At 68.0% G+C, this 20,974-nt stretch carries 21 protein-coding genes; 16 read left to right on the forward strand and 5 right to left on the reverse strand.

Annotation, left to right across the window (positions count from 1 at the left end):
* Positions 1 to 78 precede the first annotated feature (78 nt).
* Positions 79 to 1,155 carry an A/G-specific adenine glycosylase gene (gene mutY / locus J2S73_RS01960; RefSeq protein WP_370874377.1) on the forward strand — a complete coding sequence of 359 codons (1,077 nt, stop codon included), beginning with the start codon at positions 79 to 81 and terminating at the stop codon, positions 1,153 to 1,155.
* Positions 1,156 to 1,232: 77 nt separating this feature from the next.
* Positions 1,233 to 2,141, forward strand: coding sequence for a DUF4238 domain-containing protein (locus J2S73_RS01965; RefSeq protein WP_306883738.1), 909 nt, complete (start codon positions 1,233 to 1,235; stop codon positions 2,139 to 2,141).
* On the opposite strand, the gene J2S73_RS01970 is transcribed toward J2S73_RS01965, so the two are convergent.
* Positions 2,138 to 3,277: a site-specific DNA-methyltransferase gene (locus J2S73_RS01970; protein WP_306883739.1), complete on the reverse strand. Its 1,140-nt coding sequence runs from the start codon at positions 3,275 to 3,277 to the stop codon at positions 2,138 to 2,140. The genes J2S73_RS01965 and J2S73_RS01970 overlap by 4 nt on opposite strands.
* A gap of 170 nt (positions 3,278 to 3,447) precedes the next feature.
* Between J2S73_RS01970 and J2S73_RS01975 the strand changes: the two genes are divergently transcribed.
* From J2S73_RS01975 to J2S73_RS01995, 5 genes are all read left to right on the forward strand, one after another.
* Positions 3,448 to 4,962, forward strand: coding sequence for an AMP nucleosidase (locus J2S73_RS01975; protein ID WP_306883740.1), 1,515 nt, complete (start codon positions 3,448 to 3,450; stop codon positions 4,960 to 4,962).
* A 196-nt stretch (positions 4,963 to 5,158) separates the two neighbouring features.
* Positions 5,159 to 5,497: a hypothetical protein gene (locus J2S73_RS01980; RefSeq protein ID WP_306883741.1), complete on the forward strand. Its 339-nt coding sequence runs from the start codon at positions 5,159 to 5,161 to the stop codon at positions 5,495 to 5,497.
* Between the two features lie 104 nt (positions 5,498 to 5,601).
* Complete coding sequence (locus J2S73_RS01985; RefSeq protein ID WP_306883742.1) at positions 5,602 to 6,399, forward strand: DUF2092 domain-containing protein; 798 nt, start codon at positions 5,602 to 5,604, stop codon at positions 6,397 to 6,399.
* A 239-nt stretch (positions 6,400 to 6,638) separates the two neighbouring features.
* A complete protein-coding gene (locus J2S73_RS01990) occupies positions 6,639 to 7,064 on the forward strand; it encodes an organic hydroperoxide resistance protein (protein WP_306883743.1) in 426 nt (141 codons plus the stop codon).
* Between the two features lie 19 nt (positions 7,065 to 7,083).
* The gene (locus J2S73_RS01995) at positions 7,084 to 7,572 is read left to right on the forward strand and encodes a MarR family winged helix-turn-helix transcriptional regulator (RefSeq protein WP_306883744.1); all 489 of its coding nucleotides are present in this window, start codon (positions 7,084 to 7,086) and stop codon (positions 7,570 to 7,572) included.
* Between the two features lie 19 nt (positions 7,573 to 7,591).
* Here J2S73_RS01995 and J2S73_RS02000 read toward each other — a convergent pair whose 3' ends face one another.
* From J2S73_RS02000 to J2S73_RS02010, 3 genes are all read right to left on the reverse strand, one after another.
* Positions 7,592 to 8,596, reverse strand: a complete 1,005-nt coding sequence (locus J2S73_RS02000) for a bifunctional riboflavin kinase/FAD synthetase (protein ID WP_306883745.1) — start codon at positions 8,594 to 8,596, stop codon at positions 7,592 to 7,594.
* Between the two features lie 102 nt (positions 8,597 to 8,698).
* Entirely contained in the window at positions 8,699 to 9,145 is a 447-nt protein-coding gene (locus tag J2S73_RS02005) for a MaoC family dehydratase (protein ID WP_306883746.1), read from the reverse strand.
* Positions 9,146 to 9,214: 69 nt separating this feature from the next.
* Positions 9,215 to 10,093 carry a TIGR01459 family HAD-type hydrolase gene (locus tag J2S73_RS02010; protein ID WP_306883747.1) on the reverse strand — a complete coding sequence of 293 codons (879 nt, stop codon included), beginning with the start codon at positions 10,091 to 10,093 and terminating at the stop codon, positions 9,215 to 9,217.
* A gap of 156 nt (positions 10,094 to 10,249) precedes the next feature.
* Between J2S73_RS02010 and mutL the strand changes: the two genes are divergently transcribed.
* The 6 genes from mutL (at position 10,250) to tolB (ending at position 16,567) form a co-directional block, all read left to right on the forward strand.
* On the forward strand, positions 10,250 to 12,112 hold the full coding sequence (mutL, locus tag J2S73_RS02015) for a DNA mismatch repair endonuclease MutL (protein WP_306883748.1): 1,863 nt from the start codon (positions 10,250 to 10,252) through the stop codon (positions 12,110 to 12,112).
* A gap of 142 nt (positions 12,113 to 12,254) precedes the next feature.
* Positions 12,255 to 12,740, forward strand: a complete 486-nt coding sequence (locus tag J2S73_RS02020) for a YbgC/FadM family acyl-CoA thioesterase (protein ID WP_306883749.1) — start codon at positions 12,255 to 12,257, stop codon at positions 12,738 to 12,740.
* Between the two features lie 203 nt (positions 12,741 to 12,943).
* Positions 12,944 to 13,675 (forward strand): protein TolQ, encoded by a 732-nt coding sequence (gene tolQ, locus J2S73_RS02025; RefSeq protein ID WP_306883750.1) that lies wholly within the window; start codon positions 12,944 to 12,946, stop codon positions 13,673 to 13,675.
* Positions 13,675 to 14,121 (forward strand): protein TolR, encoded by a 447-nt coding sequence (gene tolR, locus J2S73_RS02030; RefSeq protein WP_306883751.1) that lies wholly within the window; start codon positions 13,675 to 13,677, stop codon positions 14,119 to 14,121. The genes tolQ and tolR overlap by 1 nt, the downstream gene beginning before the upstream one ends.
* Positions 14,122 to 14,192: 71 nt before the next feature.
* Positions 14,193 to 15,161, forward strand: a complete 969-nt coding sequence (gene tolA / locus J2S73_RS02035) for a cell envelope integrity protein TolA (RefSeq protein WP_306883752.1) — start codon at positions 14,193 to 14,195, stop codon at positions 15,159 to 15,161.
* Positions 15,162 to 15,253: 92 nt separating this feature from the next.
* Positions 15,254 to 16,567 carry a Tol-Pal system beta propeller repeat protein TolB gene (gene tolB / locus J2S73_RS02040; RefSeq protein ID WP_306884927.1) on the forward strand — a complete coding sequence of 438 codons (1,314 nt, stop codon included), beginning with the start codon at positions 15,254 to 15,256 and terminating at the stop codon, positions 16,565 to 16,567.
* A 12-nt stretch (positions 16,568 to 16,579) separates the two neighbouring features.
* Here the strand turns inward: tolB and J2S73_RS02045 are convergent, their stop codons facing one another.
* Entirely contained in the window at positions 16,580 to 17,776 is a 1,197-nt protein-coding gene (locus J2S73_RS02045; RefSeq protein WP_306883753.1) for an oxidoreductase, read from the reverse strand.
* Positions 17,777 to 18,061: 285 nt separating this feature from the next.
* Between J2S73_RS02045 and pal the strand changes: the two genes are divergently transcribed.
* The 3 genes from pal to tilS all read left to right on the forward strand — a co-directional run bounded on the left by pal (position 18,062) and on the right by tilS (position 20,884).
* A complete protein-coding gene (pal, locus tag J2S73_RS02050) occupies positions 18,062 to 18,544 on the forward strand; it encodes a peptidoglycan-associated lipoprotein Pal (RefSeq protein WP_306883754.1) in 483 nt (160 codons plus the stop codon).
* Between the two features lie 152 nt (positions 18,545 to 18,696).
* Positions 18,697 to 19,602 (forward strand): tol-pal system protein YbgF, encoded by a 906-nt coding sequence (ybgF, locus tag J2S73_RS02055; RefSeq protein ID WP_306883755.1) that lies wholly within the window; start codon positions 18,697 to 18,699, stop codon positions 19,600 to 19,602.
* On the forward strand, positions 19,586 to 20,884 hold the full coding sequence (gene tilS / locus J2S73_RS02060; protein ID WP_306883756.1) for a tRNA lysidine(34) synthetase TilS: 1,299 nt from the start codon (positions 19,586 to 19,588) through the stop codon (positions 20,882 to 20,884). The genes ybgF and tilS overlap by 17 nt, the downstream gene beginning before the upstream one ends.
* Positions 20,885 to 20,974 lie beyond the last annotated feature (90 nt).

Here is a 20,974-nt window from a genome sequence, read left to right on the forward strand (position 1 = left end):
GTCGAAGCCTGATCCTAATATGTCGCGCGTTCGCCCGCGAGGCTTGATCTGGCCACGGCGCCGGGTCACAGAGCGGCGATGGACACCATGATCGCCTCCGATCCCAGCAATTCCGTGGCGCTGCTTGCCTGGTACGACCGGCACGCGCGCCGGCTGCCCTGGCGGATCGGCCCGCAGCGGCGCCGCGACGGCGAGCGGCCGGACCCCTACCGGGTCTGGCTGTCGGAGATCATGCTGCAGCAGACCACGGTGGCGGCGGTCGGTCCCTACTTCGACCGCTTCGTGACCCGGTGGCCGGGTGTCGCGGACCTCGCCGCCGCCGAAACCGATCATGTCATGCAGGAATGGGCCGGGCTCGGCTACTACAGCCGGGCGCGCAACCTGAAGCGCTGCGCCGAGATCGTCGCGTCCGAGCACGGCGGGCGCTTTCCCGAAACGTCCGACGAACTGGCGACCCTGCCGGGCATCGGCCCCTATACGGCCGCCGCGATCGCCGCCATCGCCTTCGACGAGCCGGCGCCGGTGGTCGACGGCAACGTCGAGCGCGTCGTCACCCGCCTCTACCGGATCGAGACGCCGCTGCCGAAGGCCAAGACCGAGGTCCGGGCCCGGGTCGCCGGCATCACGCCGGAAACGCGGCCGGGCTGCTTCGCCCAGGCGATGATGGATCTGGGCGCCACGATCTGCACGCCGAAGCGGCCGACCTGCGCGCTCTGCCCCGTCAACGAGAGCTGCGCGGCCCACGCCGAGGGCGATCCGGAGCGCTTTCCGGTGAAGGCGCCGAAGAAGGAAAAGCCCACCCGCACCGGCACCGCCTATGTCGCGGTGCGCGCCGACGGGGCGGTGCTCCTCCGCCGGCGGGCGGAGAAGGGGCTTCTCGGCGGCATGGCGGAGGTGCCCAACGAGGGCTGGGCGACGAAGTCGGGCGGGGAAGAGGCCGAGGGGCCGCCGCTCAGGGCCGACTGGGTGCGGCTTCCCGCGCCGGTCCGGCACACCTTCACCCATTTCCATCTGGTGCTCGACGTCTACCGGGCCCGGGTCGGCCGCGAGATCGCCGCGCCAGCCGATGCCTGGTGGTCCGCGCCCGACCGGCTCGACGGCGAGGCGCTGCCCGCGGTCATGCGCAAGGTGGTCGCGTCCGCGCTGGAGGGGTGAGGGACCCCAATTTTTTCGTCTAGCGGAACCGACCTATATATTCACATATTGAAATTCTAATGCTCGGAGGCGCGTCAATGAAGCGTCAGAGACACCACTACATACCTAGGTTTTATTTAGAGAGCTGGGCTCATTCTGAGGGAAAAGTATTTGAGTATTCCTTGGGGAGGAAAAATGAAATTCGAGTGCGGCTTGTCACTCCAAAGCGTACAGGCTTCGTTTGGGATCTATATAAAATAGAGGTATTAGCGGGTGATTATGCATATGATGTCGAAAAGAAATTTATGGGTATGGTTGATTCTCGTGCGGCGATAGTTTTTCAGAAAATTCTCTCTTCGCAAATGTGGGGGTTATCTAGTGAAGAGAGGGTGGAATTCGCGAATCTAATATTTTCTCTTGTGATAAGAAACCCACAAGAGCTGGGGCTATTTAAGAAACAGTTTTCTAGGGATTGGGACAAAAAGATCCCTGATATCGAGGAGAGGTATAAGGCCACTTTGTGGAGGCCCGGATATCCGGATTCTTTTTCTGAATATGAGAAAATTGTCGCCCCGGATTATTGGAAGGTTGCTGTTTATGAGGTGTTTTGTAATCTGATACAGGATGAGAATTTTTCAAGATTACTGTCAAGCATGCATTGGGGCGTGCGCGAGCTTTCAGTCCGCGGAAAGCAGCTTCTAACGTCAGACAGGCCTGTGATCATGACAAACGGGTTGATGGGGGAGTCTGCACATGTTCTACTGCCCATCAGTCCCGATAAATTATTCTTTTGCTCTCCAAGTGCGAGAGTGGTTGAGTGCCTTTATGATCTTTCAGACCGCCTGCTTTTGCGTGATCTGAATAGGAAAATTATGAGGCAAGCTTTGAGCTATGTTTATAGCGCGCGACAATTTGATTCTAAAGTAATTAAAAAGTATTTTGCAAAAGCTGATTATGAGCCGTTTGTGAGGCGGACATTGGGCCTTGTTCAGAGACCGCCACACTAAGCCGCCTGCGCGCCCGTAGTTGCGCGGATGGTTTCGCGCAGCGCGTCGATCGGCATCCGGTTGCCCTGCTGCTCGAAGTGCCAGAACGTCCAGCCGTTGCAGGCGTCGAGGCCCTGGACGGCGGCGCCGACCTTGTGGATCGAGCCGACATGGCCGCCGGCTTCCAGCGTGGCATCGGCGCGCACGATGGCCTCGTGGCGGCTCTTCGGGCAGGTCAGCACCTCGCCGGGGCGGATCAGTCCGGCTTCCAGAACGGCCCCGAAGGGAACCCGCGGCAGGGCGCGCTTGCCGAGAACGGTGCGCAGTCCGTGGGCCGGCGCGGTGCGGACGGCGGCGATGCGTTCCCGTGCGGCCTCGGCATATTCCTCTTCCCGCTCGATGCCGATGAAGTGGCGGCCGAGCGCCTTGGCGACGGCGGCGGTGGTGCCGGTGCCGAGAAACGGATCGAGGACCACGTCGCCGGGATTGGAGCTGGCCAGCAGCGCCCGGTAGAGCAGCGCTTCCGGCTTCTGGGTCGGATGCAGCTTGTGGCCGTCGTCGTTCTTCAGCCGCTCCTGGCCGGTGCACAGCGGCATGGTCCAGTCGGAGCGCATCTGAACGCCGTCATTGAACGCCTTCAGCGCCTCGTAATTGAAGGTGTAACCGTTGTCGTCGCGGTCCCTCAGCGCCCAGATCAGCGTCTCGTGGGCGTTGGTGAAGCGCCGGCCGCGGAAGTTCGGCATCGGGTTCGATTTCACCCACACCACGTCGTTCAGGATCCAGTAGTCGAGGTCCTGCAGCGTGCTGCCGACGCGGAAGATGTTGTGATAGGAGCCGATCACCCACAGCGTGCCGCCGGGCTTGAGCGCCCGTTTCGCCGCCGACAGCCAGGCCTTCGTGAAGGCGTCGTAGGCGGCGAAGGAATCGAACTGATCCCAGGCCGCGTCGACCCCGTCGACCCGCGACTGGTCGGGCCGTGTCAGCTGGTGGTCGAGCTGCAGGTTGTACGGTGGGTCCGCGAAGACCACGTCCACCGAGGCTTCGGGGATCTGCTCGAGCACATCGACGGCTTCACCGACGAGAACGCGGTCGAGACAGTTCGAAAGAGAGGAGGACCGGGACGCCCGGGCGGACGCCCCGGTTTTGACGCTCTTCATTGCGACGCAATACCCTACGCAATTGGCAGGACCCGTTATCCACCGGATGATGTAAAAACTAGGTTAATTCAAATGGTTAACTGTTCCTTACCTGTCCCTGGACCGGCTGTGCGGCTCCCGGCCGGACGTGTGCGTGGCCCGGCGGCCGGTGTCTCTGGAAAGGTGTCGGGATGACCCGTTTCGAGCCGCGGTCCGCGCCGCCCACCTCGAGCGGCTTCGATCTTCCGCCGGCCTGGCCGTCGGAAGCCTTCCGCGATGCCGCCGCCGCCGTCGCCCGGCTGGAGGCGATCTATGATCGCAACACCCGCTTCCTGCGCGACCGGTTCGAGGCGGTCGTGGCCGGCGGCGGTGTGCCCGAGCGCCCCGTGCGGGCCTGCTATCCGGAAGTGAAGGTCTCCACCCAGTCGTTCGAGCGGGTCGATTCGCGGCTCGCCTACGGCTTCGTCCCGGGGCCGGGCACCTACCAGACCACGATCACCCGCCCGGATCTCTTTCATGACTATCTCGCCGAGCAGATCGGCCTGTTGATCGCCAATCACGGCTGCGCGGTCACCATCGGCGAATCGACCACGCCGATCCCGCTGCACTTCGCCTATCCGGAGGGCATGAACGTGGAAGGCGCGCTCGGTCCGCACATGACGTGGCCGCTCCGCGACCGGTTCGACGTACCCGACCTGACCCACATGGACGACGCCATCGTCAACGGCGCGCTGGAGCGGGTCCCCGGCGCGCCGCGGCCGCTGGCGCCCTTCACCGGCCCGCGCAGCGACTACTCGCTCCACCGTCTGCGCCACTATTCGGCGACAAGCGCGCATCATTTCCAGAACTACGTGCTGTTCACCAACTACGCGTTCTACGTGGACGCCTTCATTGCCCACGGCCGGGCGCTGATGGAGGCGGGCGGCGGTGGATACGACGCCTTCGTGGAGCCCGGCGATCTGGTGACGCCTGCGGGTGCATCCGCCCCGGCCGACGGCCAGACGCCCGAGCGCATGCCGCAGATGCCGGCCTATCATCTGGTGCGCGGCGATCATTCCGGGATCACGCTGGTGAACATCGGCGTCGGCCCCTCCAACGCCAAGACGATCACCGACCATGTGGCCGTGCTGCGTCCGCATGCCTGGCTGATGCTCGGCCACTGCGCGGGCCTCAGGAATACCCAGCGCCTCGGCGACTACGTGCTCGCCCATGGTTACGTCCGGGAGGATCACGTCCTCGACGACGACCTGCCGACCTGGGTGCCGATCCCGCCGCTGGCGGAGGTTCAGGTGGCGATGGAAGAGGCGGTCGCGGAGGTCACCGGGCTTTCGGGCTACGAGCTCAAGCGGGTGATGCGCACCGGCACCGTCGCCACCATCGACGACCGAAACTGGGAACTGCGCGACCATCGCGAGCCGCTCAGGCGGTTCTCCCAGTCCCGGGCGATCGCGCTGGACATGGAATCGGCGACCATCGCCGCCAACGGATTCCGCTTCCGGGTGCCCTACGGAACGCTTCTGTGCGTGTCCGACAAGCCGCTGCACGGGGAGATCAAGCTGCCGGGGATGGCGAGCGCCTTCTATCGCCGCCAGGTCGACCAGCATCTGGCGATCGGGATCAAGGCGCTGGAGAGCCTGCGCGCCATGCCCCGCGAACGGCTCCATTCCCGGAAACTGCGCTCGTTCGAGGAGGTGGCGTTCCAGTAGGCGGGCCGTTTCTCCCCCTCAAATGCCTTCATTGTGCGGTTACGCTTTCGCCTCCATAGTCCCCGTCCAAGTGGGGCGAAGAGGGGGCGTTTGCCGTATCGCGGTCCGGTGGGCCGTCGGATCGGCGGTCCCCCGTGCGTTCAAGCCGCGAGCGCCGAGACGGTCGGCGTTCTCAAGCACCCGACAGGAGGGGACCATGAAGGAAGAGAAACGGGCCACCGTGGCCATCCGGCGCTATGGACGCGTCCTTGCGCTCGCCGCCGCCGTGTCGCTGGTCGGCGCCGACATCGCCGCAGCCGCCGAAGTGACGGTCTACACCAAGGCCGGCGCGAAGGTGGTGATCGACACCAACACCATCACCCAGCCGACGATGTATTACACGGTGGCCGGCGCGCCCTACTGGGTCTATCCGGCCCATCCGGCCTACGTGCCGGCGCCGGCCTATGCCGCACCGGTCGCCGGCGTGGCCGGCACCCGCGGCGTCGCCCGCCGGACCGCGCGGCGCACCACCCGCAGGGTCGACCGGCGCTGGTAGCCGTCGCCCGCCCGTCTAAATCCCGCTCAATCACTTGATCAGGTTCTTTTCGTTCAGACCAATTCTGTCTGAACGGGACGTGACCCAAACCGGAGCCGATCGTCATGGCCCTAACCCGTCTGTTCGCCCGCGGCCTCGCGCCGTGGCTTGCCGCGCTGGTCTTCTGCGCGACCCCGGCGCTCGCCCAGGACCCGGAGACCGGGTCGCAGTCCGGCGCCGCCGCCGGTGAAACCGCCGAAGCCGCGGCCGATGCCGGTCTCGCCGAAATCTCCAGGATGTCGGACTATATAGGCGGCCTTTCGAGCTTCGAGTTCGAAGCCGCCACCCTGTTCGACGAGCCGGCCGTGTCGGGAACGCCGGACAAGCGCGCGAGCGCGTTTCATCTCGCTGTGAAACGACCGAACAAGCTGGCGATGACGGCGACGTTCGACGACGGCTCCGAGCGCAAGCTCTGGTTCGACGGCACCACCGTCACCCTCGCCAATGTCTCGGCGAAAACCTACATCGAGTTGCCCTTCGACGGCGACATCGACGGACTGGTCGATGCGGTGGAGAGCCGGCTGTCCATGGTCGTGCCGCCGCTCGCCTTCGCCATTTCCGACCCGTTCGCCCGGCTCGAGGAGAACGCGATCGCGGCCGATTTCATCGGCGAGCGGACGCTCGGCGACGAGACGACCCGGGTGGTCCGGATCGAGACGGTCGATACCGTGCGGCAGTTCTGGATCGCGGACGGGGACGCGCCGCTGCCGGAGCGGCTGGTCACCACCTACATTCGCGAAACCGGGCATCCGGAAATGGTCACCAACTTCCGCAGCTTCAGCGAGGAGACCGTGCCGGACGCGGCCTTCCAGGCCGAAATCGCGGACGACTGGACCGAAGTGCCGCTGAACCCGGGCGAGTAGTCGCCCGTTCCGCTCGGATTAAGCCATCCGGGCGAGGGCACACGGTCTCGGTACCGTGAACATGAACAGATCCCGTTCAGGCAGATGCCGTCTGAACGGGATTTTCTTTGGCGGCTCCGGGGCGATCCGCCCGGGCTGCCAGCGTTCCCTCCTGATGTTCGCTGCAAATTCCCTCTTGCGCCCATTAAATTGCGCACAATATAATTGTAAGCAATTAAGCGAAGGCAAAGGAGCTGACCATGAGTGCGCTTTATTCCACCACCGTCACCGCCCACGGCGGCCGTAACGGAACCGCCCGCAGCGACGACGGGATTCTCGATCTTTCCGTGGCGATGCCGAAAAGCCTCGGCGGGGCCGGCGGCGCCACCAACCCCGAGCAGCTCTTTGCCGCCGGCTACGCTGCCTGTTTCGGCAGTGCGGTGATCCACACCGCGCGCAGCGGCCCGCACAAGCTGGAAGACGACGCCGTCACCGTCGAGGCCACCGTCGGCCTCAATGCCGGCGCGGGCGGCGGATTCGCGCTGTCGGTGGATCTTTCGGTGACCATCGCCGGCGTTGACCAGGGAACGGCGGAGGAAATCGTGGAAAAGGCCCACCAGACCTGCCCCTATTCGAATGCCGTGCGGGGCAATGTTGACGTCGGCCTCAAGGTGACGGCACGGTGAGCCGATGCGGGAACCTGCCATGCCGGACGACGACGATCTATTGCGGCTCGACCGGCAGGTCTGCTTCCCGCTCTATGCCGCCACCAACCTGATCACCCGGCTCTATCGGCCCGTGCTGGCGAAGCTCGGGCTGACCTATCCGCAATATCTGGTGATGCTGGTGCTCTGGGAGGCCGCCCCCCAGAGCGTCGGCGGCCTCGGCGAAAAACTCTATCTGGACAGCGGCACCCTGACGCCGCTTCTCAAGCGCCTCGAGCAGGCCGGCCTCGTGAGCCGCCGGCGTGACCCCGAGGACGAGCGCCGGGTTCTCGTCGACCTGACGGAGAAGGGGGCGGCGCTGCGTGCCGATGCGGCGGAGGTTCCGGCCACGATGCTGGCCGGCTACAAGGCCGATCCGGAAGAACTCGACCGGCTCCGGCAGACGGTCTGCGACCTGATCGACACGCTCACCAGCCACACCGCCATTCCGTCCATTCGGATGGACGAGGAGACTTCCGGCAAGAAATAGAGTGCTCTTCGCGTGTCCCTCAGCGCGGGAAGGAGAGCGCGGCGTCGAGATCGGACAGCGGCGTGGCCGCGTCCAGATGGCGCCGGGCCTGGGCGCTGTCGGCGTCCATCTGCTGGATCAACGCCTCGACACTGTCGAACTTCAGCTCCGGCCGCAGGAACTCGAACACCGAGATGCGCAGCTCCTTGCCGTAGAGATCGCCGGAAAAGTCGAACAGGAAGGTCTCGAACAGCGGTGCGCCGTCGTCGAACATCGGCCGGCGCCCGAAGCTCGCCACCCCGTCGAAGCGCTCGCCGTCAACGAAGACCCGCACCGCGTAGACGCCGTGCTTCAGCTCGCACGATGGGTCCAGCTTGATGTTCGCCGTGGGGTAGCCAAGCGTGCGCCCGCGCTTGTCGCCGTGGGCGACGGCGCCCATCACCAGCCAGCGATAGCCCAGAAGCTCGGCCGCGATGTGCGGCGACCCGGCTTCCAGCGCGGTGCGGATCCGGGTCGACGAGATCGGTTCGCCGTGAGCGTCCACGCCCGGCTCGATCACGGCGACGTCGAAGCCGTCGGCCTCGCCCCGCGCCGTCAGGAAGTCCGGCGTGCCCCGTCGCTTGTGCCCGAAATGGAAATTGTAGCCGACCACGGCGCCGGTCACGCCGAGCCGGTCGCGCAGGATCGTGTCGACGAAGGCGTCGGGTTCCGTCGCGGCGAGCGCCTCGTCGAAGGGCACCAGGACCATGCCGTCGAGGCCGAGCGCCTCGAGAACCACGGCGCGTTCGGCCGGCGGCGTCAGCCGGAACACCGGCGGATCGGGCCGGAAGAAGGTGCGCGGATGCGGCTCGAACGTCAGCACGACGGCGGGACCTTCTTCGTCCCGCGCCAGGGTCTGGGCCGCCGCCAGCACCTCCTGATGGCCCCGGTGGACGCCGTCGAAATTGCCGATCGCGGCAACCCCGCCGCGAAGCTCGGGAGGCACGGCGTCGATGGTGGCGGTGCGGAAGGGGGCGGAACGTTCAGGAAAGGAGGCGGCGGTCATTCACGCGGTCCATGTTGATCCCGACATCGGCCGATCCCGAAGGCCCGGCAAGGCTGACGGGCGCCTCCGGTCCGGTCAAGCGCATCGGCCCGCACGCCGTCCTCAAGCCACATCGATCTCGGCGCGGCTTGGAACCTTCACCAGCGCCTCGCCGTCGAGCACGATGGTGTCGTCCACTCGGCACTCGCAGGCGAGCCGGGCCCGGTTCTTTTCCGGGATCAGGTCGGTCACCTCGACAGACACGGTCACCGTGTCGCCGATCTTCACCGGCGCGCGGAAGTTCAGGCTCTGGGACAGGTAGATCGCGCCGGGACCGGGCAGCCGGGTGCCGAGCAGGGCGGAGATCAGGCTGGCCGTATAGAGACCGTGGGCGATGCGGGTCTTGAACGGGGTCTTGGCGGCGAAGTGTTCCGAGAGATGGATCGGATTGCGGTCGCCGGAGACCTCCGCGAAGCCGACCACGTCGGAGGCCATCACCTCCTTGTCGAAGGAATCCCGCATTCCCACCGACAGATCCTCGAAATAGAGCGTCTGCAGCATCAACGTCATCGGCACGTTCCTCCCTGTTGTCCCCCGGCCCTTCGGGCTCTTGGTGATCGTTCGGCCGATTGCGCGCGCCTACCAGGCCAGCCGCGGCATGGCCGCGCGCGCGGCCAGACCCTCGGCCGCAAGCCGGGCCCCGACCCTGTCGGGATCCGGCGCGCCGGGCGGGCCGAACTCCGCCTCGTGGATGCCGGCGGTGATCAGCAGTGCCGAAAGGCCCTGGCCGACCGCGCCGCGGATGTCGGTGTTGAGGCCGTCGCCGATGGCCAGAACCCGCTCGGTCGGGATCTCCCGGCCGAGGCGGGCGGCGAGGCGCTTCAGGGCGAGACGATAGATCGGCGGGTGCGGCTTGCCGGCCTGGTGCACCGTGCCGCCGAGTTCTTCGTAGAGTTCGGCAAGGCTGCCGGCGCAGAAGATGCGGCTGTCCCCGCGCTGCACGACGATGTCCGGGTTGGCTGAGATGAACGGCAGCCCGCGCGTGGCGAAGGCACCCAGCTGATCCCGGTAGTGTTCGGGGGTCTCGACCGTGTCGTCGAACAGCCCGGTGCAGGAGATCGCCTGCGCCTTGTCCGGTTCGACCAGCCGTGCCTTCAGCCCGTCATAGAGCGAGAGATCGCGCTCCGGCCCGATGTGATAGAGCGCCTTGGGCCCGAGGTCGGCCAGAAGGTCGCGGGTGACGTCGCCGGAGGTCACGACGGCATCGAACGCCTCGTCCGGCACGCCCAGCTCGGCCAGTTGCTGCTCGATCGGCGGATAGGGCCGCGGCGCGTTGGTGACCAGGACGACCGCGCCGCCGGTCTCGCGCCGGAACCGCACCAGTGCGTCGCTGGCCGCCTCGAAGGCGGTCACGCCGTTGTGGATGACGCCCCAGACGTCGACGAGGAGGCCGTCATACTCGCCCGCGAGGGCGGCGAGGCCATAAGGAAAATCGGGTCGCGCAGCTTTCATGGACATCGGCATCGCCCCGACCGCCCTCCGGGTCAAGATGTTGCGGCGCGAAAAATGGCCGGGCCGATCCGGGCCGGCGGTGGATGGCCGGCCGTCGGGGCCTGACGCCCGGCCCCGAATCCGGCATTGTGGGGTTCCGTTCCCAGCGAATCGTGAAGCCGAATGGTCGTTCGACAGCTTGCCAGCGAGGTCATCAACCGCATTGCCGCGGGCGAGGTCGTCGAGCGCCCGGCGAGCGTGGTGAAGGAGCTTGTCGAGAACGCCATCGACGCGGGTGCGGGAAGCATCGAGATCGTCACGGCCGCCGGCGGCAAGACCCTGATCCGGGTCACCGATGACGGCTCGGGCATGGGACCGGAGGATCTCCGCCTGGCGGTGGAGCGCCATTGCACCTCCAAGCTCGACGAGGACAACCTCTTCGCCATCGACACCCTCGGCTTCCGCGGCGAGGCGCTGCCCTCGATCGGGGCCGTGGCCCGTCTGTCGCTCACCAGCCGCACAGTCGACGCCGACACCGGCTGGGCGCTGTCGGTCGAAGGCGGCCGGGTGGACGAGGCCCGTCCCGCGGCGCTCACCGCCGGCACCGTGGTGGACGTCCGCGACCTGTTCTTCGCGACCCCGGCCCGGCTGAAATTCCTGAAGTCCGACCGTGCCGAGGCGACCGCCATCACCGACGTCGTCCGGCGCCTCGCGCTCGCCCATCAGCACATCCGCTTCGTGCTGACCGGTTCCGACCGCAGCCGCACCGACTATCCGGCAAGGACCGGAGAGGACGGACGGGCCGCGCGCATCGCCGACGTGCTGGGTGCGGACTTCATTGACAACGCGCTTGCGATCGAGGCGGGTCGGGAGGGTGTCGGACTGTCGGGTCTGGTCGGCCGGCCGACCTTCAACCGGGCCAACACCCAGCACCAGTTCCTGTTCGTCAACGGCCGTCCGGTCCGTGACAAGCTGCTTCTCGGAGCGCTGAAGGGGGCGTTTTCCGATGTGATGGCCCGCGACCGCCATCCGGTCGCCGCCCTGTTCATCTCGATTGATCCGGCCGAGGTGGACGTCAACGTGCATCCGGCCAAGGCCGACGTGCGCTTCCGCGATCCGGGGCTGGTGCGCGGGCTTCTGGTCGGCGCCATCAAGGCCGAGCTTCAGCGCGCCGGCCTGTCGGCGACCACCACCTCGGCCAGGGCCGCCCTTGCCGCCTTCCAGCGCGAACCGGACCGGGCGCCAGCCTTCGCCGATGCGGGCATCGGGGGCGCGCCGCGACCGGCCGACGGCTGGTACCGGACGCAGGCGGCTCCCGCCGCAGGCGCCCCGGCCTATCTGCGGACCGGCGCCGCTCCGGTTGCAGGCTTTGCCGAAGAGGCTCAGTCGGGCCTTGCCGGATTCGATGCGCCGTCCGCCGAGACACGGGCCTGGGCCCGTCCCGACGCCGACGCCGGCCTCGAACGGCCGCTGGGGGCCGCCCGCGCCCAGATCCACGAGAACTACATCCTCGCCCAGACCCGGGACGGGCTCGTGATCGTGGACGCCCACGCCGCCCACGAGCGACTGGTCTATGAGCGGCTGAAAGATGAGCGCGCCCGGTCGGGCGTCGCCCGCCAGATGCTGCTGGTGCCGGAGATCATCGATCTGCCGGCCGAGGACGTGGCGCGACTTTCTGCCGCAGCCGACGATCTGGCGGAGACCGGGCTGGTGCTGGAGGCGTTCGGGCCGGGCGCGATCGCAGTGCGGGAAGTGCCGGCGGTTCTGGCCGACCGGCTCGACATCGCCGGTCTCGTCCGCGATCTGGTGGACGATCTCGCCGAATGGGACACCACCTCCCGGCTCGCCGACAAGCTCGATCATCTGGCCGCGACGATCGCCTGCCACGGCTCGGTCCGGACCGGGCGGCGCCTGAAGCCGGAAGAGATGGACGCGCTCCTGCGCGACATGGAAGCGACGCCGAAGGCCGGCCAGTGCAACCACGGCCGGCCCACCTTCGTGGAGCTGAAACTCGCCGACATCGAGCGGCTGTTCTCGCGCAGATAGCGCACCGGTTTGCGCGCATGCGCGCGCATAGGAATAAAGCGCAAGCAGCGGGCGTGCGCGCGGTGCGCGCTTCCCGTTTGCGTGACGGCCCCGAGAGGGGCAGGGTCGGCTCCCGATCGCTCTCACCGATCCCGGAATTTTGATGATGACATCCTGGCCCGATCTCGACGGCCGGCTCGACGGCCGCATCCACCGGCTGCCGATCCGGATCTACTACGCCGACACCGATTTCTCCGGCGTCGTCTATCACGGCACCTACGTACAGTTCTTCGAGCGGGGCCGGTCCGACTTCCTGCGCCTGATCGGGGTTCACCACCGCGCCATGTCGGAAGGCGCCCACGGGTCGCCCGTGGCGTTCGCGATCCGGCGGATGACCCTCGACTTCAGGGCGCCGGCCCGGATCGACGACGTGCTGGAGGTGGCAACCCGCCTGACGGGCATGTCCGGCGCCCGGATGACCCTTCTCCAGACGATCCTGCTGGACGAGGCCGTGCTGGTCTCCGCCGAGGTCGAAGCCGTGCTGATTTCGCCGGAAGGCCGTCCGAGGCGGATCCCCCGGGAGGTCGCCGCCCTGGTCGGCCCCTATGTCCAGCCGGCGGAGATCTCCGGGCCGGACCCGGAAAATTAACCGACTGTTCACCATGATCGGCGAAGTGTGATCACGCCCGGATTTCCCGGAAGAGTCGCAGTTTTGACAAACTCTGGAACGACAGAGGCGCCGACCGGCGGGGGCGTCCCGTACGGGTGATCACCCTGTTCGGTGTCTTTTCTCGCCACTCAATCGATCCGCATGGCCCCGTATCGGAGGCCGTAGCCAAGTCGGGACGAAGCATGGAATCCAACGTCGCGGTTGCCGGAGCCGAGCTCGCAGCCCAGGCCGGTGACTTCTCGTTGCTCGGGCTGTTTTGGGAAGCCCACATCGTCGTCAAGCTCGTGATGCTGGGGCTGATCTCAGCCTCCGTCTGGTGCTGGGCGATCATCGTGGACAAGTGGCTCGCCTATCGCCGCACCCGCCGCCAGATGGACCGGTTCGAGGACGCGTTCTGGTCGGGCCAGTCGCTTGAGGACCTGTTCCGCTCCCTGTCGAGCCGGACCAACACCGGGCTCGCCGCCGTGTTCGTGGCGGCCATGACCGAATGGAAGCGCAGCCACGAGGGCAACCATCCGGCGATCGCCACCCTCGGCCAGCGCCTCGACCGGGTCATGACGATGACGATCTCGCGGGAGGGCGAGCGGCTGGAGAGCCGGCTGGCCGTCCTCGCCTCGGTCGGCTCCGCGGGCCCGTTCATCGGCCTGTTCGGCACGGTCTGGGGCATCATGACCTCGTTCCAGGCGATCGCCGTCTCCGAGAGCACCAACCTGGCCGTCGTCGCGCCGGGCATCGCGGAAGCGCTGTTCGCCACCGCCCTCGGCCTGCTCGCCGCGATTCCGGCCGTGATCTTCTTCAACAAGCTCACGGGTGACGTCACCAAGCTGATCTCGCGGATGGACGGCTTCGCCGACGAATTCCTTGCGATCCTGTCGCGGGAGATCGACGAGCGGATGGAAGGGGAGCGCTACTGATGGGTGCCCAGCTCTCCAGGCCGGCCTCCGGGCGCAGCCGCCGCCGGGCGCCGCGCTACCAGCCGATGAGCGAGATCAACGTGACGCCGTTCGTCGACGTCATGCTGGTGCTGCTTATCGTGTTCATGGTGTCGGCGCCGCTCCTGACGGTGGGCGTCCCCATCGATCTGCCGCAATCGCGTGCGAACCCGATGGAAGGTGACACCGAGCCGCTGACCGTCTCGGTGACGGCCGACGGCCAGGTGTTCCTCCAGGACAGCGAGATCGCGCTGGACGACCTGGTGCCGCGGCTCACCGCGATCGCGGCGAACGGTTACGACGAGCGGATCTACGTGCGCGGCGATCAGGACGCCGGATATGGCGCGATCATGCGCGTGATGGGGCGTCTGAATGCGGCCGGCTTCCGGCGCATCGGTCTCGTCACCGAGCAGGAACCACAGACCTAGGGCGGGATCGACCGGTCACTGGCCAACGCCATCCGGACCCCGACTAGCCGAAGGTACAAGACCTCACGATCATGCGTGTCGGCCTCATCGTCTCCTTGGCAGCGCACGGCGCCATCCTCCTGTGGAGTGTGGTGGCGTGGCCGGACGCGGAGTCGTTCGCGGCCCGCCCGATCGAGGCGCTGCCGGTCGAACTGGTGACGATCGGCGAGGTCACGGACATTTCCCGCGGCTCGCCCACGGCCGAAGTCGAGCCGGAACCGGAGCCCGACCGCGAGACCGTTGAGAGCGAGGCGGAAGCCGACCAGGCCGGCGAGACGGAGACCCCGTCCGACAGCCCGGCCGAGCGCGAGAACCCGTCTGAGGCGGAATCGGCGGCTCCCGAGCCCGCCGCCGAGCCGGAGGCGCCGGACACCGAGGCGGCCGAAGCAGAGGCAGAGGCCGAACCGGAGCCGGTTCCCGCGCCGGAGCAGCAGGCCGAGGCCCAGGCCGAGCCCGAACCCGCGCCCGAACAGGAGCAGGAGACGGAGCCGCAGCCGACGCCGACCACCAACGTGGTGCCGCGCTCGAAACCGAATCCGCCGCCCCAGCGTTCCCAGCCGAACCAGGCGACGGCGAGCCGGTCCCAGGAGAGCTTCGACGCGGACCGGATCTCGTCGCTTCTGAACAAGGTGGAGCCGTCAGGCGGCGGCACCGGACAGTCCCAGGCCTCGGCCGGCATCCGCTCCGGGGGAACCGATGCACGCATGACGATGACCGAGCTCGACGCGCTCCGCTCGCAGATCCAGCAGTGCTGGAACCCGCCGATCGGCGCGCGCGGCGCGGACGACCTTCTGGTCCGGGTCGAGATGCGGCTCAATCCGGACGGCAGCGTCGTGGGCTCGCCCGAGGTGCTGAACTCCAGCGCCAACCCCTTCTTCCAGGCCGCCGCCGACAGTGCGCGGCGCGCCGTCCTGCGGTGCCAGCCCTACAACCTGCCCGCAGAGAAGTACGAGACCTGGCGCCAAGTGCGCGTCACCTTCGATCCGAGAGATCTTTTCTGAGGCTGTCGCCCGAAGGCGATGCCCCGACCGAGAGGATATACCCGCTCATGGCCCTTGACCGTCTGCTTCAGGCCCCCGCCCGGGGGATCGCGATGCCCGGCTGGTTCCGACGCCTCGCCGCGCTTGCAGTCGCCGTCGTCGGCTTGTCCGCGCCGGCGCAGGCGCTCGTGCAGATCGACATCACCCAGGGGACGATCGAGCCGCTGCCGATCGCGCTGCCGACCTTCGGGGCGACCGGCGGCGAGGCCGATCTGGCCCGTCAGATCACCGAAGTCATCACCAACGACCTGAAGCGCTCCGGCCTGTTCAAGCCGCTGGATCAGCAGGCCTTCATCGACCAGAACATCAACGCTGCGTCGGTGCCGAACTTCGCCAACTGGCGGGCGATCGACGCCCAGGCGCTGGTCGCGGGCACCCTGTCGCGGGAAGGCGACGGCCGCCTCAAGGCGGAGTTCCGGCTGTGGGACGTGTTCGCCGGCGAGCAGATGACCGGCCAGCAGTTCTATACCCAGCCGGACAACTGGCGCCGTCTCGCCCACATCATCGCCGATTCCATCTACGAGCGGCTGACCGGCGAGAAGGGCTATTTCGACACCCGCGTGGTGTTCGTCTCCGAGACCGGTCCGAAGAACGACCGCACCAAGCGGCTCGCCATCATGGACCAGGACGGCGCCAATGTGCGCTATCTCACCCGCGGCGACGGACTGGTGCTCACCCCGCGCTTCTCGCCGTCGAGCCAGGACATCACCTACATGTCCTACGGCGACGCTGGACCCCGGGTGTACCTGCTCAACATCGAGACCGGCGAGCGCGAGATCCTCGGCAACTTCCCGGGCATGACGTTCGCGCCGCGCTTCTCGCCCGATGGCCGCCAGGTGGTGATGAGCCTGCAGCAGGACGGCAACGCCAACATCTACACCATGGATCTCGGCTCGCGGCGCACGACGCGGCTGACCAACTCGCCCTCGATCGACACATCGCCGTCCTATTCCCCGGACGGCCGCCAGATCGTGTTCGAATCCGATCGCGGTGGGTCGCAGCAGCTCTATGTGATGGGGGCGGACGGGTCCGGCGCGAAGCGGATCTCGTTCGGCCAGGGCAGCTACTCCACCCCCGTGTGGTCGCCGCGCGGCGACCTGATCGCCTTCACCAAGCAGCATGGCGGCCGCTTCGCCATCGGCGTGATGAAGCCGGACGGCTCCAGCGAGCGCATCCTGACCGAGGGCTACCACAACGAGGGCCCGACCTGGGCGCCGAACGGCCGCGTGCTGATGTTCTTCCGGGAAACCGGCGGGGCCCAGGGCGGTCCGTCCATGTGGACCGTCGACGTCACCGGCCAGAACGAGATGCGCGTGCCGACCGACACGTTCGCCTCCGACCCGGCCTGGTCGCCGCTGCTGGACTGATAGGCCTTCGACCTAAGCGGGCGGCCCGAAATGGGCCGTCCAGATGGCGGCCCGTGCCCGGTCCCGCTCTTCATAGAGGGCAAGGGCCCGGTCCAGGTCCGGCGGGTCGCGACCTTCCCGGTCCTCCGCCAGTTCGGTGATCCGCATGGTGTACCAGGCGGTCACCCCGCCCTCCGGCGGCGATCGGAAGCGCGGAAAGGCGGGCGGGCCAGTCCGCCCCGACCGCCACTTCTCGGCAAGGTCCGGCTCCAGAACGAAGGCCCGGGCCAGCCCGACCGCATCGACCGCGCCGCTCTCGATCGCCTCCACCGCGTCCTCCATCGTCTTGAAGCCGCCGGTGGCCATCAGCGGATGCCGGGTCCGCGTCCGGGCGCGGCGGGCGAAGTCGGCGAAATAGGGGCCACCGCCGGCCCGGTCCGACGCCGATTTCGCGCCGGGAAAATAAGTGCCGCCGCTGATGTCGATCAGGTCGACGGCCCGGCTGTCGAGGGCGGCGACCACGTCGAGCGCCTCGTCCTCCTCCAGCCCGCCCTCGAGCTGATCGGTGGCGTTGAGCTTCACGATCACCGGATAGTCCGGCCCGACCGCTGTGCGCACCGCGTCGATCACCTCCATCATGAGCCGGGACCGGTTCTCCAGGCTGCCGCCGTAGTCGTCGTCCCGCCGGTTGAAGAGGGGCGACAGGAACTGGCTGAGCAGGAAGCCGTGGGCGGCATGGACTTCCACGCCGGAGAACCCGAGCGCCTTCGCCAACTCCGCCGTCGCCGCGAACCGGGCGGGGAGTGCCGCGATCTCCTGGGACGAAAGGGCACCGCAGCTGAGACCGGGCAGATCGAGGGCGCTCGGCCCCTTCGCGGCGCTGATCGGCGGATAGGCCATGGCGCCGGCGTGGCCGAGCTGCAGCCAGAGCCGACACCCGCGGGCCGTTCCCCGGCGGGCGAGCGCGCGGAACCGGTCGGGATCGGAGCCGGGGGCCAGCACCAGATTGCCGGGTTTTTCGGCAAATCGCGGACTGGCCTGGACCTCGCCGACCAGCGCGGCGGCGGCACCGCCCTCCGCCCAGCGCTCATAGAGGCGGATCTGGGGATCGGTCGGATTGCCGCGCCCGTCGCCGAGGCTGTCCGACATGGCGGCCTTCACCAGCCGGTTCTTGAGAACCTGACCGCAGGGAAGCGTCAGCGGCGTGAACAGGACGTCGGGAGCGGTCATATCGGTCCTTCGCGGGGGCCGGGGGCATTCAACGGCAAAGACCGGCGCGGTTTTTTCCGTTTGGACCATTCAGGCAAGAATTTTGCCACACGACGGCCACGCTGCTATGCCCCAAGAGCCGGACTGAACGGGGAGAGCGGCCTTTCAACGGGCTTATCGAACCACTACCAATTTCGATCGAATCGTCAGCGTTAACCGTCTTTCGGAACGCCGTATTTACCACCGGGCCATAGCGTCCCGCGCGTCATCGCTTGCGCGGCTCGGGGGATTGAGGAGCAAATGGACATGGTCATCAACTCGGGTCTGGCGCGGCTGAGCCGCGCGGTGCTCGTCTTCCTCATGGTCGGCTTCGTCGCCGCCTGTGCCCAGAAGCAGGAGCAGCTCGACGGGCAGGCGACGCCGGGGTCCGCCCAGGACTTCGTCGTCAATGTCGGCGACCGTGTCTATTTCCCGGTCAACAGTTCCGAACTCTCGTCGACGGCCCAAGCGACCCTCGACAAGCAGGCCCAGTGGCTGCAGCGCTACAACCGCTACACCGTGACCATCGAGGGCCACGCCGACGAGCGCGGCACGCGGGAGTACAACCTGGCGCTCGGCGCCCGCCGCGCCAGCGCGGTCCGCAACTATCTTGTGGCCCAGGGTGTTGCGCCGAACCGCACCAAGACCATTTCCTACGGCAAGGAGCGCCCGGTTGCGGTCTGCGACAACGAATCCTGCTGGTCGCAGAACCGCCGCTCGGTCACCGTCCTCGACAACGCCGGCAGCTGATAGCGGCCGGCCGCGTCTCCGGCCGCCGCGACGCTTTGGCGGCCGGCGGAGTTGGCGTATGGTCCCGCCCGATCGCAGGCGGGGCCGGCTGCCGACGGTGTCGACGCTGAGGCCAAACGGCGCCCGATCGATCGCCATCGGGGGAATTGAAGATGCGGATCACATCCAGACGCCTCCTCGCTGCCGTCGTCGCAGCCGGGATGGGATTTGCCCCGGCCGGACCGGCGCTCGCCCTGTCGGACGGTCTCGTCCGGCCGGTCCAGTTCGGGTTCGGCAACAACCGGCAGCAGGCCGACGCCCAGGTCAGGATCGGCCAGCTGGAGGAACAGCTGCGGCGGATGAACGGCCAAATCGAGCAGCTCTCGCATCAGTTGCGGCAGATGCAGGACCAGATGCAGCGCATGCAGGAGGACACCGAGTACCGCCTGCAGCAGTTGGAGGGCGGCCAGCCGCGCCGCCAGAACCTGGAACAGCCGGCGACCGGGCCCGCGCCCCAGCGCGATGCCAATGCCGGCGATCCGGCAACCACCGGGTCCACCGGCTCGATCGGTGACGGCGGTCCGCTCGACCTGTCTGCGCTTGCCCGGGGCGACGCGATCGGCAGCGCCATCGAGCAGTCGGCGCCGTCGCTGTCGACGTCTCCCTCCCCCTCGCAGGACAGCCGGCCGAGCTCGGCGGCGACCGAGACCTACGAGGCGGCCTACGACTACATCCTCGCCGGCGACTATGCCGGCGCCGAGGCGGCGTTCCGCTCCTTCCTGCAGCTTTATCCGAACGATCCGCGCGCTGGCGACGCCCAGTTCTGGATCGGGGAATCGCTGCTCCAGTCCGGCCAGCACCGGCAGGCCGCAGAAGCCTTCCTGAAGAGCTACACGGACCATCCCGACAGCGACAAGGCGCCCGACAGCCTCTTGAAGCTCGGCATGGCGCTGTCCGGCATGGGCGAGGGCCAGGCGGCCTGCTCGTCCTTCTCCGAGCTTCTGTCCAGCTATCCGAGCGCGGATCCGTCGCTTCTCGACCGGGCGCGCCAGGAGCGCCAGCGTGCCGGCTGCGCCTGAGCCGGTTTCCGTCGACGAAACCGCGCGTGTGTTCGCCGGCCTGACGCCGCACGAGCGGATCGTGCTGGCCGTCTCCGGCGGCTCGGACTCCATGGCCCTGATGGCGCTCTACGGGCGTCATCGCAGCATCACCCCGGAAGCGCCCGACGCGGTCGTCGTCACCGTCGATCACGATCTGAGAGCCGGCTCGGCCGAGGACGCAGGGTTCGTCGTCGACGCGGCCGAGCGGCTCGGCTTCTCCGCGATCGTGCGCCGCTGGACGGGCGACAAGCCCGGCTCCGACATTCAGGCCGCGGCCCGCGAGGCCCGCTACCGGATCCTGAGGGAGGCGGCGAGCGAACAGGGCGCGACGGCCATCCTCACCGCCCACACGCGTGATGACCAGGCGGAGACCTTCCTGATGCGGCTTGCGCGCGGATCCGGCCTGAAGGGGCTGTCGGCCATGCCCGCCACCCGTGATCTCGGCGGCGTCGAGCTGGTGCGCCCGCTGCTGGGCGTCGGTCGCGACCGTCTGCGCGCGACGCTGCACGAGGCCGGGATCGGCTTTCGCGACGATCCGTCCAACGGGAACACCCGCTTTGCCCGGGTGCGGATGCGCGCCCTTATGCCGGCGCTCGCCTCAGAAGGTCTGGATGCCAAACGGCTGGCCGACACCGCGGCCCGGCTCGCCCGCGCCGACCGGGCCGTCGATGCCATGGTCGAACGGCTCGCCGCGACCCATGTGGAGGTGCACGAAGGTGGATTCCTGTCGTGTCCCGTCGCGGTGCTCACCGAGGCGGAGGAGGAGGTCCGGCTGCGCCTTCTCGTCGCGGCGCTCGGCTGGGTCGGCGGTGGCGTCTACGGGCCGCGCCTGGAGGCGGCGGAGCGCGCGATGGCCCGGATCATCGGCGATCCGGTGGCGCGGATGACGCTGGCCGGCACCCGTCTTGTGCGGCGCCGCGACCGCGTGTTCGTCTTCCGCGAGGCGGGACGGGCCGGTCTGCCGCGCGACCATGTGGCGCCCGGCGGCTCGCTGGTCTGGGATGGCCGGTTCCGGATCGCGCTCGCGCCGGACGCGCCGGACGCGGTGACGGTCGCGCCCGTCGGGACGGCCTGGCGCAAGCTCGGCGGGCGAGGCTACGATGGCCGTGTGCCTGCGGCCGCGCTCGCGGCGGTCCCCGCGGTCTATGCCGGCGGAGACGAAGCCGTCGCCGTGCCCGCGTTCGGCCACTTTGCCGATCCACGCTGGGCCGGATCGATCGCCACGGGCTTCGCGTCGCCGCCGCCGGGCCGGCGGCTATAGACGGAGCCGGGGGCGCGCCTATCTTGTCCGAAGATCGTCGGCGATCGGGATCTCGGGGCGTGGTTCGGGGGTTAAGGCTGGACCCCGTGC

This window comes from Amorphus orientalis, from assembly GCF_030814015.1.
GTDB classification, from domain to species: domain Bacteria; phylum Pseudomonadota; class Alphaproteobacteria; order Rhizobiales; family Amorphaceae; genus Amorphus; species Amorphus orientalis.